Annotated in this window: 14 protein-coding genes; 6 read left to right on the top strand and 8 right to left on the bottom strand. The window is 67.3% G+C overall.

Features of this window, described 5'->3' with window-relative positions; translation table 11 throughout:
- Window positions 1-182: 182 nt before the first annotated feature.
- The 3 genes from AC1RR5_RS25260 (at window position 183) to AC1RR5_RS25270 (ending at window position 2,626) form a co-directional block, all read left to right on the top strand.
- Window positions 183-1,400 (top strand): glycosyltransferase, encoded by a 1,218-nt coding sequence (locus AC1RR5_RS25260; RefSeq protein WP_492926256.1) that lies wholly within the window; start codon window positions 183-185, stop codon window positions 1,398-1,400.
- 5 nt (window positions 1,401-1,405) lie between these two features.
- Window positions 1,406-2,329: a hypothetical protein gene (locus tag AC1RR5_RS25265; RefSeq protein ID WP_492926258.1), complete on the top strand. Its 924-nt coding sequence runs from the start codon at window positions 1,406-1,408 to the stop codon at window positions 2,327-2,329.
- 123 nt (window positions 2,330-2,452) lie between these two features.
- Window positions 2,453-2,626, top strand: a complete 174-nt coding sequence (locus tag AC1RR5_RS25270; protein ID WP_492926332.1) for a DUF5690 family protein — start codon at window positions 2,453-2,455, stop codon at window positions 2,624-2,626.
- Between the two features lie 82 nt (window positions 2,627-2,708).
- On the opposite strand, the gene AC1RR5_RS25275 is transcribed toward AC1RR5_RS25270, so the two are convergent.
- Window positions 2,709-3,716 carry a LacI family DNA-binding transcriptional regulator gene (locus tag AC1RR5_RS25275; protein WP_492926260.1) on the bottom strand — a complete coding sequence of 336 codons (1,008 nt, stop codon included), beginning with the start codon at window positions 3,714-3,716 and terminating at the stop codon, window positions 2,709-2,711.
- Window positions 3,717-3,909: 193 nt separating this feature from the next.
- Between AC1RR5_RS25275 and AC1RR5_RS25280 the strand changes: the two genes are divergently transcribed.
- The gene (locus tag AC1RR5_RS25280; protein ID WP_492926262.1) at window positions 3,910-4,644 is read left to right on the top strand and encodes an IclR family transcriptional regulator; all 735 of its coding nucleotides are present in this window, start codon (window positions 3,910-3,912) and stop codon (window positions 4,642-4,644) included.
- A gap of 18 nt (window positions 4,645-4,662) precedes the next feature.
- On the opposite strand, the gene AC1RR5_RS25285 is transcribed toward AC1RR5_RS25280, so the two are convergent.
- The 5 genes from AC1RR5_RS25285 to AC1RR5_RS25305 all read right to left on the bottom strand — a co-directional run bounded on the left by AC1RR5_RS25285 (window position 4,663) and on the right by AC1RR5_RS25305 (window position 14,073).
- Window positions 4,663-6,066 (bottom strand): glycoside hydrolase family 30 protein, encoded by a 1,404-nt coding sequence (locus AC1RR5_RS25285; RefSeq protein WP_492926264.1) that lies wholly within the window; start codon window positions 6,064-6,066, stop codon window positions 4,663-4,665.
- Window positions 6,066-8,354, bottom strand: coding sequence for a beta-glucosidase (locus AC1RR5_RS25290; RefSeq protein ID WP_492926266.1), 2,289 nt, complete (start codon window positions 8,352-8,354; stop codon window positions 6,066-6,068). Before AC1RR5_RS25290 ends, AC1RR5_RS25285 begins: the two co-directional genes overlap by 1 nt.
- 20 nt (window positions 8,355-8,374) lie before the next feature.
- The gene (locus tag AC1RR5_RS25295; RefSeq protein WP_492926268.1) at window positions 8,375-9,907 is read right to left on the bottom strand and encodes a tryptophan halogenase family protein; all 1,533 of its coding nucleotides are present in this window, start codon (window positions 9,905-9,907) and stop codon (window positions 8,375-8,377) included.
- Window positions 9,908-10,022: 115 nt separating this feature from the next.
- Complete coding sequence (locus AC1RR5_RS25300; RefSeq protein ID WP_492926270.1) at window positions 10,023-12,878, bottom strand: TonB-dependent receptor; 2,856 nt, start codon at window positions 12,876-12,878, stop codon at window positions 10,023-10,025.
- 154 nt (window positions 12,879-13,032) lie between these two features.
- Window positions 13,033-14,073: a LacI family DNA-binding transcriptional regulator gene (locus AC1RR5_RS25305; RefSeq protein ID WP_492926272.1), complete on the bottom strand. Its 1,041-nt coding sequence runs from the start codon at window positions 14,071-14,073 to the stop codon at window positions 13,033-13,035.
- A gap of 195 nt (window positions 14,074-14,268) precedes the next feature.
- On the opposite strand from AC1RR5_RS25305, the gene AC1RR5_RS25310 reads away from it, so the two are divergent.
- Window positions 14,269-15,336, top strand: coding sequence for an alginate lyase family protein (locus AC1RR5_RS25310; protein WP_492926274.1), 1,068 nt, complete (start codon window positions 14,269-14,271; stop codon window positions 15,334-15,336).
- 58 nt (window positions 15,337-15,394) lie between these two features.
- On the top strand, window positions 15,395-15,979 hold the full coding sequence (locus AC1RR5_RS25315; RefSeq protein ID WP_492926276.1) for a DUF2939 domain-containing protein: 585 nt from the start codon (window positions 15,395-15,397) through the stop codon (window positions 15,977-15,979).
- On the opposite strand, the gene AC1RR5_RS25320 is transcribed toward AC1RR5_RS25315, so the two are convergent.
- Together AC1RR5_RS25320 and cobS are read right to left on the bottom strand one after the other, a co-directional pair.
- Window positions 15,976-16,449 (bottom strand): tyrosine phosphatase family protein, encoded by a 474-nt coding sequence (locus AC1RR5_RS25320; RefSeq protein ID WP_492926278.1) that lies wholly within the window; start codon window positions 16,447-16,449, stop codon window positions 15,976-15,978. The genes AC1RR5_RS25315 and AC1RR5_RS25320 overlap by 4 nt on opposite strands.
- On the bottom strand, window positions 16,446-17,201 hold the full coding sequence (gene cobS, locus AC1RR5_RS25325) for an adenosylcobinamide-GDP ribazoletransferase (protein ID WP_492926280.1): 756 nt from the start codon (window positions 17,199-17,201) through the stop codon (window positions 16,446-16,448). The genes AC1RR5_RS25320 and cobS overlap by 4 nt, the downstream gene beginning before the upstream one ends.
- Window position 17,202: the final 1 nt, after the last annotated feature.

Below are 17,202 nucleotides of genomic sequence, written 5' to 3' on the forward strand. Positions count from 1 at the left end.
CATCCTTCCCCGTGCACGCCTTGGCCCCCCGGCCGCTAGAACGACGCGCTCGCCCCCACCACCACGCGGAATCTCGAACCTGAACAGACCTACCCGGCGCACATCGTCTTTTTGTGAAGGCGGCCAACAGGACCGTCACGGTGATGGTTTAGCGATGGCGGCGGGGCTTTTCGGGAAATGTGATGCGGGTCGTGGATGTCGCCGAGTTCTATTCGCCCACCGGCGGGGGCGTGCGGACCTATATCGACCGCAAGTTCGAGGCGGCGACCCAGCTGGGCCACGAGCTGTTCGTCATCGCACCGGGACCGGAGGATCGATTCGAACCGCGCGGGCAGGGCGGCCTGATCCAGGTTCGGTGCCCGGCGCTGCCGTTCGACGCCAACTATCACATGTTCTGGGACGCGGCGCCGGTGCACCGCTGGCTCGACAAGCTGTCGCCGGACTTGGTCGAGGCCTCGTCGCCCTGGCGCGGGGCCTGGATCGTCGCCAACTGGTCCGGGTCCGCCGCCCGCGCCATGTTCATGCACGCCGATCCGGTGGCGATCTACCCACAACGATGGCTGGCCTCCGTCGCCAGCCCCGAGCGGATCGACCAACTGTTCGACTGGTTCTGGAGCTATCTTCGCAATTTGACGGGACGTTTTGCTTCCGTCGTCACCGGCGGACACTGGCTGGGGCAACGCTTCGAGCAGCATGGCCTGAAGGCCGTGACGAGCATCCCGCTAGGCGTCGACCGGGGGTCGTTTTCTCCGCGACTGCGCGACGAGCGCCAGAGATCGGAGCTGCTCACGGCCTGCGCCTGCCCCGACGACGCGAAGCTGGCCCTGGCCGTGGGGCGCTTTCATCCGGAAAAGCGCTGGCCGATGGTGATCGAGGCCACGGTGAGGGCCAGCGCTGATATCCCGATCGGCCTCGTGGTGGTGGGCGACGGCATCGACCGCGCCAGGGTCCTGCGCGCGGCCGCCGGAAAGCCCCACGTCCATCTGATCCCACCGATCCGCGAGCGGGGCCTGCTGGCCGCGCACCTGGCCAGCGCGGATGTGCTGGTGCACGGCTGCGACTCCGAGACCTTCGGCCTGCTCCCGGCCGAGGCGATGGCCAGCGGTCTTCCGCTCGTGGGTCCGGATCGCGGCGGTTTCGCCGACCTCGCCCAGCCGTCCACCTCGGAGATCTATCGCTCCGGCGACATCGAAGCCGCGGCGGCGGCCATCCGTCGCCTGTTCGCGCGCGATCCCGCCACGCTGAAGGCCGCGGCGATCGAGGCGGCCGCCGGTGTACGGCGCGACACCGACCACTTCGCGGATCTGTTCGACCACTATCAAGCGGTCGCGGACAGGACCTGGTCGACCGCGCCGCGTCCGGAGGCCCGTCCTCTGCAAACGGTCGGCGCCAGAGCTTGACCCCTGTGACGCAAGCCGACACCGCCGATGCGGACGCTTCGCCGAGCAAGACCTCGCCTTGGTGGACCGTCCTGGGCGGCGTCGTGTCAGTCGGCCTGGTCGTGGCCATCGTCCTGCAGTTGGGCGGCGCGACGGCAGACGTCCTGAAGACGATCGGTCGGCTGTCGCCCCTCGTCTGGCTGGTCTCGGTGCTGCTCTATCTGACCCAGCCGCTGTGCGACTTCGCGGTCTTCCAGCGGCTGTGGAACCTGCCCCTGGCCGGCTTCGAGGCGCTGCTGCGCAAGACCGTGATCAACGAGGTCGTGCTGGGCTACAGCGGCGAGGCCTATCTCTACGTCTGGGCGCGACGCGTGGTCGGTGTCGCCGCCGCGCCCTTCGCCGCCATCAAGGACGTCAACATCATCTCGGCGCTGCAGGGCAATCTGCTGACCCTGGGCCTGGCGGCGGTCAGCGCCACGCAGCTGCGCGAACTCGATTTCGCCCATCAGCTGGGGCCGGCCCTGTGGTCGGGACTGCTTCCGGTGGTGATCTCGCTGGGCCTGCTGGTCTTCGGGCGTCGAGTGTTCTCGTTGCGCCCGGGGCAGCTGGCCTATGTCAGCGTCGCCCATGGGCTGCGGCTCGTGGTGTCGACGGCCCTGATCGTCCTGACCTGGTGGCTGGCCCTGCCGGAGGTCGCCCCGCAGCTGTGGCTGGTTGTGCTGGCGATCCGCTACCTGGTTTCGCGCATCCCGCTGATTTCCAACAAGGACCTGGTGTTCGGCAACCTGATGATCCTGCTGCTGGGCGCCCAGTCGTCCGTCGCGGTGCTGCTGGCGGCGCTGGCGCTCGTGACGCTGGGCCTGCACCTGGCCCTCATCGTGGGACTCGGCGCGGCCGATCTGGTCCGTAGTCTCCACCGTTCATCCGCGCAGCGAGTCGCCTGCGGCTAGGGTTGGCGAGGCGTCAGGCGCGCGAGGGCGCCGGCGGCGGATGACGGCGGGGAAGGCGAGCTCCGAAGTGACGCCTGGAGCGAACTGGGCTTCGACGGCGACGTCGACTTCAACCTCGGCTTCATCGCTGCCGGGCTGGCGGTGCTGGGCCTGGCGACCGTCGGCCACCAACTGGGACTGGTCGGGCCCGTGACGTGGATCGTGATGGGCGGCGCCATCCTCTACATGGCCAACACGCCGTTCAACGGCATCCTGTTCGACCGCACGATCGCCGCGTCCGGCAGCGTCGGCAGATGACCGATCGAGCTCTGATGACGCATCATATTATTTCTGATAATATATCTTAGACGATACTCGTACAACGAACGCCCCGCCGGCCTTATCCCGCTTCTCTCCGTGCATCCCCCACCGACTGTCGGTGCATCAGCGTCAAGTCGACGGTCTCCTGGGGCCAGCTTCGGCGCACGCCGTTGATCATCTCCAGCAGCCGTTCCGTGGCGGCCTGGGCCATGTCGACCAGCGGACGGCGGATCGTGGTCAGCGCTGGCGTGATGATCGATGCGATGTCGCTGTCGTCGAACCCAGCTACGGACAGCTGGTCAGGAATGCTCACGCCGCGCTCACGCGCCGTTTTTACCACGGCGGCCGCCATGATGTCGTTGCTGGCGAAGATCGCCGTTGGCGGCTGGTCCAGCGACAGCAGCGCCTGGGCCGCTTGTAGGCCGCTCTCGAAGCCGTAGTCGCCCTTCTGCAGATAAGCCTCGGGCATGGCGCCGCCGATGCCTTCCAGGAAGCCGGCCTTGCGTTCCTGGGCCGAGCGGAAATGTGGCGGGCCCTCGATCATGGCGATGCGCTGGTGGCCCAGCGACAGCAGATGCTGGCCCAGGGCCCGGGTCGCGCCGCGCTCGTTGCTGACCAGCATGCACGGATATTCGGGCACCAGGACCGAGGCGATGCCGACCGACGGCACGCCCAGGCGCGTCAGGCGCTCGGGGATCGCGGCGATCTCGGACGCCGGCGGCAGGACGATCAGCCCGTCCACCCGCGAGCGACGCACGAAGTTCTCGACGTCGGCCGCGACATCCGGGGCGCCGAAGCGCACCGGCCGCACGACCAGCTCGTAGCCGTGCGACGAACAGGCCTCGACGATGCCGCGCTGCAACGCCCCAATCACGTGGGCGTTGGGATCGTCCTGCACCATGGCGATCAGGAACGAGCGGCCCGAGGCTAGCGCCCGCGCCCGGGTGCTGGGCGCGTAGCCCAGGCGCTCGATGGTCTCGAGCACCCTCTGGCGGGTCTCGGCCCCGACATTGGGCGACTCGTTGAGCACGCGGGAGACGGTTCGGATCGAGACCCCGGCCGCCATGGCCACGTCGTCGATCGTCACGGACAATGCCGCGCCAAACGCCCCTACCCCCACGTGAGTCTCCTTGTTCCCACGATGTGGCATATATCGGTATTTGTCTGAGTGCCAGCGTTAGCATTAACGGCGCCAGCGCTGGCATTTTTTGGCGCCACGGACGCTGCGACCTGACGTACAAACGGCCTAAGACGCTCGGTCAGCTGCGGAGGGCCAAACCATGTTCATACCCAGTGAGACCGACACCAAGACGGAGAAGGTCAGCCAGACCTTGCTGCGCGCGCTCGACATCCTGGATGCGGCGCGTGGCGGGCCGGTGGCGCTGACCGAGCTGGAGCGCAAGCTGGGCCTGACCCGCAGCACGGCGCACCGGCTGGCCTCGGCCCTGGTGGATCGCCGTCTACTGACCCACGACCCGCGCAAGGGTTATCGCCTGGGTCCCAAGCTGATGAACCTGGGCTTCCAGGCCCAGGAGTCGACCAGCCTGGCGGCGGTATCGCAGCCGTTCCTGGACGCGCTAGCCCAGGAGATGGACGACGCGACCAACCTGGCGATCCGCGACGGCGACGACGTGGTCTATATCGCCCGCTCGCCCAGCCGCCGGCGGGTGGCCGTGCGCCACCAGGTCGGCGACCGCAACCGCATCAGCAACACAGCCCTGGGCCGCGCCCTGCTGCTGGACGCGCCGCAGGACGCCTGGTCGGTGTATTTTCCGGATGAGGATCAGCAGACCGCCCAGGGCCAGGGCGTGGGCCGGCACTTCGACGAGGCCGGCGACTGCATCCGCTGTGTCGCCGCCCCGATCCGTGACGCCAGCGGCGCCGTCGTCGCGGCCATGAGCCTGTCCAGCATCCCGCAATATATGGACGAGGCGCGGATGGAGCTGGCCACCCGGGGCGTCATCGACGCCGCCGAGGCCATCAGCCGCCGGCTGGGCTGGGGCTGGGAGACCTGAAGGCCTCCCAGCCTGATTTCACCAGGTGAAGGTGCCGGCCGCGCGGGCCGGCAGGGTTGCCTTAAACGTCTTGCCGGCTTCGGTGATCGCGAAGTCGGCCGGCGCCTTGCCGACGTTCAGCACCAGCAGCACCCGGCCGCCGTCGCGGTTCTGGAAGGCCACGGTGCGCAGGTCGCCGACCTTGGCCGGCGAGCCGATCCGCGCTGCGCCCGGCTTCACGAACCGGCTGGCGTGACCGAAGGCGTAGTATTCCTGGGTGCGGGTGATCGCGCCCGTCTTGCTGTCGATCGTCACGAACGGCCGGCAGTCGTTGCAACCGCCGGCGTGCGGGCCGAACTTCTCGTCCAGGGCCAGGTTCCACATCAGGACGCCGCGCGAGCCGCCACGGACCGAACCGATGATCAGGTTCTCGACCATCCACGAAAAGCTGTCGTCGAACTTCGGCGACCACTCCCCGCCCGAGCATTCGGTCAGGAAGACCTCCTTGGCGGGGTTGGCGTCGGTCACCGGCTGCTGGGCCGAGACGTCGCCGGCGTAGCAGTGCCAGGCTACGCCCGCGACGAACGCCCGGGCCTTGGGATCGGCCAGCACGGTCGTCGGTTGTTGCGGCTGATCCCAGTTGTGGTCCCAGTCGAGCACCTTGGTGGTGATCTTGTCCCGCTTGAAGGCCGGACCCAGGTTCTCGCCGAAGAACCTGGCGCGGTCCTTGGCGTTCCAGCGCATGCCCGGATAGCTGTCGGGTTCGAAGTCCGGCTCGTTCTGGATACTCAGATAGTCGGTGGGGACGCCGACCTTGCGGGCTTCCTGGATGTAGCGGGCGAAGAAGTCGGCATAGATCGGATAGGCCTCGGGCTTCAGCTGGCCCTGGACCAGCGAGCCGTTGGTCTTCATCCAGGCCGGGGCGCTCCACGGCGAGGCCATGACCTTGAGCTCGGGATTGATCTTCAGCGCCGCGCGGACGGTCGGGAAGACGAATTCCTGCGGCCGCTTCAGCGAGAAGTGCTCGAGCTTCGGATCCCCTGCCCCACCTGGCGCGTCGTCCAGGCTGTAGTGGTCCAGCGAGAAGTCCGAGGCGCCGATGGTGACGCGGGTGAAGCTGAAGCCGAGGCCGCCCTCCCCGCGCCCGTAGAGTTCCTTCAACAGTTTGTCGCGCTGGGCGGCTGTCAGCTTGTTCTGGATCAGCCAGGCGGAGGAGTCGGTGATCGCGCCGCCGAAGCCGACGATCGACTGGTGGCGCTCCTTGGCGTCGACGGCGATGACCGGCAGGCCAGCGACCGCGCTGGCCGCCACGGCGCCCGAAGGCGCTTGAGGGCTGAGCAGCTGGCTCTTGTCGCCCGTGGTCACCCAGCTCTGCAGCTTGGGCGCCGCGAGGGCCGGAGCCGCCGCGACCAGCGCGGCGGTAGCGAGGAGGACGACGCGCATCACGGCTTCCGCGTCCAGGCCTTGAGGTTGGCCGTGCCGGTCAGGGCCATGTCGCCGGCGTGGCTGCCGACGTACAGCGGGTAAGAGCCCGCCGGGATGGTCCAGCCCGGCTTGGCGACGTCGTAGTCGGCCAGCAGGCGCGGCTCGACGGTCAGGGTCACGCGTTTGGTCTGGCCGGGGGCCAGGTCGACTTTCTCAAAGCCCGCCAGGCGGACCATCGACTTGCGCTTGCCGGCCGTGACGTAGAGCTGCGGCGTGTCGGCGCCGGCCACCTTGCCGGTGTTGGTGACGTCAAAGCTGACCTTCAGCCCCGCCGCGTCCTCGACCTTGAGGTTCTTGTAGGCGAAGGCCGTGTACGACAGGCCATAGCCGAACGGATAGAGCGGCTGGCGCTTCTCCTGGGCGTACCAGCGGTAGCCGACGGCGGCGCCCTCCGGATACTTAACCGCGAAGCCCTTGATCGGTCCGGCCTTCTGGCCGGCGCGGCGGGCGTCGTCGATGGCAGCCTGCTCCTCGAAGCCAGGAGCACTCGCACGAGGAGCCTGGTCGGCGGTCTTGGGGAAGGTCATGGCAAGGCGGCCAGACGGGTTCACGTCGCCGAACAGCAGGCGAGCGATGGCCTGGCCGCCGCGCTGGCCGGGATACCAAGCCTGCAGCACCGCGCCGACGCTATCCAGCCACGGCATGGTCACCGGGCCGCCGGTCTCGAGCACCACGATCGAATTCTTGTTGGCGGCGGCGACGGTGTCGATCAGGGCGTCCTGGTTGTCAGGAAGAACGATTGAGGGCGCGTCCTGCGCTTCGGTCTGCCAGTGCCAGGCGAAGACGATGGCGACGTCGGCGTCCTTGGCAGCGGCTGCCGCAGCGGCCGGGTCCTTGCCGTCGACATAGATCACTTGCGCGCCCGGCGCGGCGGCCTTGATCGCCTCCAGCGGCGACGAAGCGTGCCAGGTGACACGAACGAACGAGGCGGCCTCGCCGCCATTCAGCGGGATCTCGATCGGCGCGCCGCCGACCGAACGCACCTGCGACGAGCCGCCGCCCGAGATCACGCCGACATCGGCATGGGCGCCAATCAGCACGATCTTCTTGGCGGTCTTGGCCAGCGGCAACAGGTTGGCGGTGTTCTTCAGCAGCACCGAGCCGCGCTCGGCCACGGCCTGGGCGACCTTGGCGTGAGCGTCGTAGTCGATCGGCTGGGCGGTCGTCGGGAGGGGGTTATCCATCAGGCCCGAGGTGATCACCCCGTGCAGGATGCGGCGGACCATGTCGTCGACGCGGGCCTGGCTGACCTCGCCATTGGTGATCGCGGCCTTCAGGTCGTCGCCGAAGAAGATCTGGGTGTCCAGCTCCTGGCCCGACTGCTGGTCAAGGCCCGCCAGCGCGGCCTTGACCGTACTGTGCACCGCGCCCCAGTCAGACATGACAAAGCCCGGATAGTTCCAGTCGCGCTTGAGCACCTTGTTCAGCAGGAAGTCGTTCTGGCAGGCCCAGTCGCCATTGACCTTGTTGTAGGCGCACATGACCGAGGCTGGATTGCTCTTCTCGATCGCGATCTGGAAGGCCAAGAGGTCGCTTTCGCGCAGGTCGGCCTCGTCGATCTGGGCGTCCATCACGTGGCGGCCAGTCTCCTGAGCGTTCAGGGCGAAGTGCTTGATCGTCGAGACGATGTGGTTGGACTGCACGCCCTTGATCTGCTCCCCAGCCATCTCGCCGGCCAGCAGCGGGTCCTCGCCCAGATATTCGAAGTTACGGCCCGCCCACGGGTCGCGGGTCAGGTTGACGCCGCCGGCCAGCAGGACGTTGAAGGTCTTGGCGCGGGCCTCGGCGCCGATCATCGCACCACCGGCATAGGCCAGCTTGGGCTCGAAGGTCGAGGCCAGGGCCAGGCCCGACGGCAGGGCCGTGGCGACGTCGCCCTTACGCTGCTCGACCTGGTTGGCCACACCCAGACTGGCGTCGCTTTCCCGCAGCGTCGGGATCTTCAGGCGCGGCACGCCCGGCACATAGCCGGCCGACGGGATCATGTCGGCCGGGACCGTCTTGGTGTTCGGCGGGAAGAGGCCGTGCAGGTAGGTGATCTTCTCGTCCAGCGTCATCTGCTTGACCAGCGCGTCGGCGCGAGCCCAGGCGGCGTCACCCGCGCGCGGGGCCAGCGGAGCGCTGTCCTTGGTCGGCATGACCTCGGCCAGAGCGCCCGACATCGGCGTGAGGGCGAGCAACGCCACGGCGGCAGTGGTCCGGCACAGGATCCGCAGGGCGGATGAAGGCTGGGCGGCGGTCGTCATGGCGTTACTCCGTGTAGACATCAGGCTGTTGGAACGAGCGGTGGCGCGGCCAGCGGCGGGGCCTGGCACGTGTGGGCCACGAACTCGGCGTGGCTGGGCATCACGTTCAGGCACTTGCCGATGACGGCTTCGATGTTGCCGAGGTGGCGGGCGATATCCTCGTCCGAGTGGACGCGGACCAGCGGGTCGTAGGCGCGCGGGATGATCCCCTGCCCCAGGAACACCTGGATCCAGCTCTCCTCGGTGAAGAGCTCGTCATCCTCGCGGAACACGCGGCCATTGGCGCTGAAGAGGTCGATCTTCCGCTGCAGGGTCGCGGGGACCTCCATGTCGCGGCAGTAGCGCCAGAAGGCGGTATCGTCGCGCGCGGTGGCCTTGTAGTGCAGGATGATGAAGTCGCGGACCCGCTCGTATTCGAAGTCGGTCTGGCGGTTGAACTCGTCGATCGTGGCCTGGTCGAAGCCGGCGTCCGGCAGCAGGCGCACCATGCGGATCACCGACGACTGGATCAGGTGCAGGCTGGTCGACTCCAGCGGCTCCATGAAACCAGCGGCCAGGCCCACGGCCAGGCAGTTCTTGTTCCAGATCTTCTTGCGCTTGCCGGTGGTGAAGCGGATGCGCAGCGGATCGGCCCGCTGGGCGCCGTCCAGGTTCGACAGCAGGACGCGCTCGGCCTCATCGTCGTCGATATATTTGGACGAATAGACGTGACCGTTGCCGGTGCGGTGCTGCAGCGGGATCCGCCACTGCCAGCCGGCGTCATGCGCGGTCGAGCGGGTATAGGGCGTGAAGTGCTCCGAGCGCTCTGACGGCACGGCGATGGCCCGGTCGGCCGGCAGCCAGTGGGTCCAGTCGTCGTAGCCGGTCTTCAAGGCCTGCTCGATGATCAGGCCGCGGAAGCCCGAGCAATCGATGAAGAAGTCGGCGGCGATCACTTCGCCGTCGTCCATGGTCACCGACTGGACGAAGCCGTCCTCGGGCCGCAGCGTCACGTCGACGATCTTGCCCTCGCGCCGCTGGACGCCGCGCGCCTGGGCGTAGGTCGACAGGTGCTTGGCGTAGAGGCCCGCGTCGAAGTGGAAGGCGTGGGCGATGTGGCCAATCGGCGAGTCGCTCATGTCCGCCCGGGCGCGCATGAACTTGTCCTGCATCGCCATGGCGTTGTTGATCGCCAGATTGTCGAAGGCCGGCGCGCGACCCAGCTCGCGCATGCGCAGCCAGTACTGGTGGGCGCGCAGCCAGCCCAGGTCCTGGCCGATGACGCCAAAGCCGTGGATGTAGCTTTCGCCCTTGCGCCACCAGTTGCGGAACTCGATGCCCAGCTTGAAAGTGCCCTGCGTCTTGCGCAGGAAGTCGTCCTCTTCGATGCCGAGAAGCTCGTTGAATTTCTTGATGGCGGGGATGGTCGCTTCCCCCACCCCGACCGTGCCGATCTGCTCGGACTCGATCAGGATGATCTCGTAGAGACCCTGGAACAGCCGCGAGCACAGCGCCGCCGTCATCCATCCGGCGGACCCGCCGCCGGCGATCAGTATCGTCTTGAGCGGTTGCAACCACCCGCCTCCCGTCTGGTCGAAAGGTCGGGGTCGCCGTCAGGCGACCCCGCCTCCGATGGTTCTTGCCTGGCGAGCCCGACCGCTGGGGAGAGCGGCGGGCCCAGCGCTTTGCTTAGAACCGATAGTTCACGCCGAACAGGATCTGACGGCCGTACTTTTCGTAGGTTTCCGGCAACGAGGCGCCGTCGCTGGTCTTGGTGCCGCCACCGTCCAGGCCCAGGCGCGTGCGGTACGGCGAGTCCGTCAGGTTGTTGACCTGCAGCAGGAAGCCCAGGTTCTGCAGCGGCCCCTCCTCGAAGGTGTAGCCGATCTGGGCGTCCACCTGCTTGTCGGCCAGGATCTCGGTGTAGCCGCGCGTCGCGAACAGCTGCACCACTTCGCCCTTGAAGGCCGAGCGGTAGCGCTGGCTGATCCGCGCCTGGAAGCCGCCACGCTCGTAGTAGCCCGTGATGTTGTACACGCGCTTCGACAGGCCCGGGATCCGCACCGGATCGGCGGCGGTCGTCGGGTTCAGGTTCGACTTGGTCAGCGACAGGCTGCCCTGCACGCCCAGGCCCTTCAGCAGGCTGGCCACTTCACCAAAGTCCAGTGCGCCGCTGAACTCCAGACCCTTCAGATTGCCGCCATTGCCGTTGGCGGGCAGCGTGATCTGGCCGATCGGGTTGACGTTGGTGCCTGCCGGGATGCTGGCGCCGACCGGGATCGGGATGCCGGTGAAGTCGAACGTGCCGGTCTGCGAATAGATGTAGGTGTCGAGCTTCTTGTAGAAGCCGGCCACCGAAAGGTAGGTCGCGGGGCTGATGTACCACTCGTAGGCCAGGTCGGCGGCCTTGGCTTCCCACGGACGCAGGTGCGGGTTGCCGCCCGAGGCCGACCACGGATTGACCGTCGTGCCCGGACCGCAAGGCTGGCTGGAGCAGACCAGCGAGTTGAAGCCCGGCGTGACGTTGGCGCGCATCTCGTCCATGCGCGGACGGGCCATGGTCTTGGACAGGGCGCCACGGATACGGTGGCCGCCGCCCAGGTCATAGATCAGGTTCAGGCTGGGCAGAACGTCGGTGTAGCTGTCCTTGGCGTTGATCTTGGTCGGGACGATCGGCTGACCCGAGGCCAGGCCGTTGATGACCACGCCGCTGGACGACTGCTCCTGCTTGACCACCTGGACGCCCAGGTTGCCGCGCAGGGCGCCGACCGAGAAGTTGGCGCGGCCGAAGAAGGTCGTGACCTCTTCGCTGATGTCCCAGTTCTTGTCGTAATAGTTGGCGTCCAGGATCGGCGCCCAGTTGTAGTATTTTCGCCAGACATCGCCGATCTTGACGCTCAGCACGTCGCCAAAGCCCGCAAAGCCCAGATTGGTCGGATCGACCAGGTCGGCGGCGTCGACATAGACCTGCTGGCGACCGTTCTTCAAGAACAGGTCGTTGTCCGAGACGGTCTTGCCCTTGTCGCGCTTGGTGTAGTTCACGCCGGCCGACAGCTGAGTGATGAAGCCGTCCATCTCGTGCTCGAGGTGGATGTCGACGGCCTTGACGACTTCCTTGACGTGCGGGAAGCGGATGGCGCCGTCGTGACCCCAGCCGCCCCACGGGGCGCGGTCGCCCAGGGTGACCTTGCTGGCGTCGGCATAGTTCAGGCCCTCGTCATATTGCGAGAAGCCGTTGTCGGAGACCTTGAAGCCGATGGTGTCATAGGTGCGGCCGATATCCGGGGTTGACCCGGTGACGCCGCCGACGCCGAGGCCGTAGCCCGCGTACGTCTCCATGATCTGTTCTTTGCGCTTGTTCGACGAATAGGACAGATCAGCGACCAGCTTGGTCTTTTCGTTGAGCTGGAATTCGTTGTTGAAACCAGCCGAGAACAGCTGGTCCTGACGCGTGTTGAAGTCGTTGCGCACGATCGGCACGCCATGGCTCAGCGTGCCGCCCGTGGCGAACTTCGAACCGCCGACGTCGGCGGTCGTGACGTTCGAATAGGTCACGCCATCGGCGTACGGGTTCGAGAACCACTGGGCGCCGCGCGTCGTCTCCTTCTGCTTGAAGGTCGAGTAGTACAGGTCCAGCGTCGAATGGATCCGGTCGTTGGGCTGGTACTCGAAGATGCCGATGACCGCGTCGCGCTTGTTGTTGCGCGAGACGGCCATGATCTCCTGGCCGTTCAGCATCAGGGCGCCGTCGGCGCTGTCGGGCGTGGTGGATTCCGGCGGGAAGGACTCGTAGCCATAGGCCTTGTAGCGCTTCACCTGCGACGGCGAATCCAGATGGGCGTAACCCAGCGCCACGCCGATCGTGTCATCGGCGAACTGGTTGATGTAGCTGGCGCTGAAACGGCCGCCAACATTGTGCGAGTCGTCGTTCAGCTTCTTGCCGGACGTCTTCTCGCCGCGAAGGTTCACGGCCACGGCGCGCTTGCCATACGCCAGCGGGCGCACGGTGCGGAGGTCGGCGGTGCCCGACAGGCCCATGCCCGAGACCTGGGCGTCCGGCGTCTTGTAGATCACGACGCTGGACAGCAGTTCCGACGGATACTGGTCGAACTCGACGGCGCGGTTGTCGCCCGAGCTGGCCTGCTGGCGGCCGTTCAGCAGCGTGGTGGTGAAGTCGGGCGCCAGGCCGCGGATCGAGATGACCTGGGCGCGGCCGTTGACGCGTTGTGCGGCCAGGCCCGGCAGGCGGGCGATCGACTCGGCGATCGACACGTCGGGCAGCTTGCCGATGTCTTCGGCCGAGACGGCTTCGACGATCGAGGTCTCGTTCTTCTTGATGTTGATCGAATTCTGAATGCCGGCGCGGATGCCGGTCACGACGATGGCGTCGACGGTGTCTGCGTCCTGCGCCGCCGGAGCCGACTGGGCCCAGGCCGAACCACCAAGCGCCAGCGTGATCGCGGCGGCCGAGGCGGTGCCAAAGAAGGCATGGAATGGGAATTTCTGGACGGACGGACGCGCGCCGCTCTGAGTGCGGTTTCGCATAAGCTCTCCCCTCTGAACCCGCCCCTGCGCGGGCGAGCTATCGTTTTTGTTGTACGGCTGAACCTTAACCGTGGAAGCGCTTCCATGGAAGCGCTTCCAATTGCCGGCAACCCGACAACGTTGTCAAGGCGGAAACAAACCGGCTTGGGAGAGCTTAGACCAGACCGGTCGTCTGGCGGGACACGACCGCGTGTTCCAGCTGCAGGAAGATCGGTTCCGGGGTGGAATTGACCCCGGTCAGGCGTGAAACCAGCAGTTCCACGGCGCGCTGTCCTAGCACCTTGACGGGCTGGTGCACGGTGGTTAGCGGCGGCCAGACGATGGCCGCGACGGGGGCGTCGTCGAACCCCGTGATCGACAGGTCGGCCGGGATGTTCAGGCCCCGCGCATGGGCGGCCGACAGCACGCCGGCGGCCATGTCGTCATTGGCGCAGACCAGCGCCGTGGGCTTCAGAGGGTGGTCCAGCAGCTGCGGCGCCAGGTGGGTGCCCGAGCGGAAGGTGAAGTCGCCGCGCAGCACGACGCAGTCGCCCTCCCCCAGCCCACGCTCTTCCAGGGCCCTGCGGAAGCCCTTCAGGCGGCGATCGGCCGACAAGTGGCCTTCGAGGCCGGCGATGAAGCCGAATCGGCGGTGGCCCAGGCGCAGCAGTTCGCAGGTCACGTCGTAGCCGCCCGCCTCGTCGTCGACGCCCACACCGTCGGCCTTGCCCTTGCCCGGCCCGCCCGGCGAGACGGTGACGACCTTGCAGCCCTGCGCCAGCACCATCTCGATCAGGGCGACGTCATCGCTGTAGGGCGGCGACAGGATCAGCCCCTCGCAGCGCTGGGTGATGATCAGGTCCAGCACCCGCTTGCGGTAGTCGGGCGTCTGGTCGGGGACGTTCTGGACCAGCACCTGGTAGCCCAGGGCCAAGCAGGCCCGCAGCGCGCCCAGCTCCAGCGCGGACTCGTAGTACGAGTTGGGATCGTTCTCGGGGTCCGAGGCGAAGACGAAGGCCAGCAGCCGGCTGGCCCCGCCGGCCAGGCTGCGCGCCTGCGGATTGACCTTGTAGTCCAGCTGCTCGACAGCCTGCATGACGCGGGCGCGAACCTCGTCGCGGACATTGGGACCGCCGTTGAGCACCCGAGACACCGTCACGCGCGCCACGCCCGACAGACGGGCGACGTCGTCGATGGTCGGTCTCTTGCTCGTCAAAACGCACTCCCACGGAAGGGCCGGAAGATGATCAGGAAAACGGCGCAAGACAAGCGATTCAGCCATGTCGCCGATCTCCGGTCGGACCAGTTCGTCATATTGGCATGACCAATAATTGACAAGATTACATATTGGTCAGATATCTCGACCTCAACGTCCGCGCCGTAAGCGGGCGAAGTTTATGGGGAGATCGCCTTGAAGACCGCCTGGTTCGCCGCCTGCGCCCTGATCCTGGTCGCGCCCGCGGCCCACGCCGCCGACTACGCCCTGCTGGGGCCGAAGTTCGGCAAGGGCGCGGTAGCCCCCGCCCTGACCGAACAGGTCATCGCGCGCGCCACCGCCAACCTCGACCGTCCCCCCGGCGCCATTCCCCACGCCCATACCGAAGGCACCCTGCCCGGCAAGGGCATCCGCGAGATCAGCATCAAGGCCCGCGAGGACCAGCCGATCGTGCTGAACTTCGCCATCGCCTACCGCCTGACCGGCGACCGCAGGTTCCTGGACGCTGCCGCCCGCTATCTGGAGAACTGGGCCGACATCTATCAGATCTCGTTCAACCCGATCGACGAGACGGGCTTCGACACCCTGCTGATGGCCACCGACCTCACCGAGGCCGACCTGCCCGCTTCGATCCGCGCCAAGGTCGACGTCTTCTGGCGCAAGATGGCCGTCGGCTACCTCGACGCCATGGATGCCGGCCCCAAGAACGCCGAGACCAACTGGCAGAGCCATCGCATCAAGCTGGCGACCATGGCCGCCTTCCAGACCGGCGACGCCAAGGTCATCGACCGCGCCCGCAAGGCCTATCAGAAGCAGGTCAGCGTCAACCTCAACGCCGACGGCTCGACGTTCGACTTCCATGAGCGCGACGCCCTGCACTACGTCACCTACAACCTCGATCCGCTGCTGATGGCCGTGCTGTCGGCCAAGGCGCATGGTCAGGACTGGTACAGCTGGAAGAGCCCTGCCGGCGCCAGCCTGCCCCACTCGCTGGATTGGCTGACCGCCTTCGCCACCGGCGAGAAGGTCCATATCGAATTCGCCAATTCCAAGATCCAGTTCGACCGCGACCGCGCCGGCGCCGGCCAGAAGGAATACGCCCCGCACCCGTGGGACGTGGGCAACGGCGTCTCGACCTACAGCCTTGCCAGCCTGGCCGATACCAAGTTCCTGGCCCTGCGCGACGACCTGGTGAAGAAGACCGGCAAACGTCCGCCGGTCTGGACCGAGATCCTGCGCGCCTCTCAGCCGCTCGCCCGCTGACCTACGTCAGGTTGACCCGAGTTCTCCCGTCTGAACCAATCGCCGGCGGGAGAACTCGATGACTCGTACGAACCGTATTCTGATCGGCGCCGGCGGCGTGGCCGCTGTGCTGGTGATCGCGTTGTATTTCGCCTCGCCGATCCTGGCCTTGCACAGCCTCACCGCGGCGGCCAAGGCCGGCGACCGCGTCAAGCTACAGCAGAAAGTCGACTTCCCCGCCGTCCGCGAGAGTTTGAAGACCCAACTCAAGGCGACCATGACCCGCAAGTTCGAGGAAGACCCCGAGCTGCGCGACAATCCGTTCGCCGCCTTCGGCCAGCTGCTGCTGAGCGGCGTGGTCGACAAGGCCGTCGACGCCTACGCCACCCCCGACGCCATCGCCAACATGGTGGCCACCAACGAGCCGCCGAAGAACATCGCGACCGCCCCTGGCGGCGCGCCGGTCATCGAGCCGGCCAAGCCGAAGGCCAGGTCCGAGACTGAGGTCAAATACGGCTACGCCAAGGACCTGAACCACTTCCGGGCCACCTACCGCGACCGCAAGAACGCTGGCGACGAACCGTTCGGCCTAGTTTTGCAGCGCCACGGCATCTTCGGCTGGCGACTGGTGCGGATCGAACTGCCGGGTCTCGAGAAGAACTAGGCCAGCCGCCAGTCGATCACGGTCCCCTCGAAGGCGTCGGCGCCGCGTCCGATGCCTTCGATCGCCCGGATCATCGCGCCGTCGCGCTCCAGGATCGTGTCGGCCAAGGCGACCATCAGGGCGTTCGGTGTCGCTTCCGGACACAGCGCCCGCAACTGAGCCGCCAGGGCGTGCTCGTCGCCACCATTCGCGCACGCCAGGATGTAGGCCGCCGCCGTCGACCGGCTGACGCCCGCAAAGCAGTGGATCAGCAGCGTCGGGGTTCCACTTAGACCCAGGATCGTCTCGACCATCGCCGCAGATGGCGCGACAAGCCCCTCACGTTCTTCCGCGATGTCGTTGAATCGCAACAGGGTTCGAGGCCGCACCACGACCGGCGCTTCGGCGTCCGGCGAAACCAGCGACAGCACGTGATCGGCCTCGCCGACCAGCCGCTGAACCGCCGTGATCGGACCGATCAGCAGCCTCACAGCAGCGCCGCCACGCCCAGCAGGAAACCGACCTCGAACAGCTGCTCGACCGCGCCCAGCACATCGCCGGTGTGGCCGCCGATCAGCCGGCGAGCCAGCAGCGCCATGGCGATCGCCAGCAAAGCTCCGCCCACCAGGCCGAGCAGCGCCGCGCCCATCGGCAGGAATGCCAGCGGCCAGGCAGCCAGCAGCAGCGCGACCAGCACCTCACCCGTCCGCACGCCTTGCGGCACGGGCTTCCACTTGCCCGCCTCGCCGCTGGGCGCGTAGGGCGTGACCCGCATCACCACAACGGCAGCCGCCCGGCCCACGCCATGGGCGGCCAATAGCATCAGCGCGGCCATCGGCGTCGAGGCCAGCACCGCGACCTTCAGGCCCAACACCAGAACCAGGGCGCAGACGCCATAGGTCCCGACGCGGCTATCCTTCATGATCTCCAGGCGGCGCGCCGCCGTCTGGCCGCCGCCCAGGCCGTCGACGGTGTCGGCCAGCCCGTCCTCGTGGAAGGCGCCGGTGATCAGCAGTCCGACCGCGATGGCCAGCACCGCGCCCACGCCGCCGCCCCAGACCCGCTCGCCGGCCAGCAGCACCAGGGCGCTGACCGCCCCGACGCCCTGCCCGACCAGCGGCAAATAGCGCGCCGAGCGGGTGATCCATTCGGGCTCGAACGTCTTGAGACTCGGCACGGGGACGCGCGTCAGGAACTGGATCGCGCAGACCAGCAGCCGGACCTGATGCCGCGCCCAGTCCATC

The sequence above is a fragment of the Caulobacter sp. GW821-FHT11E11 genome, assembly GCF_058808315.1.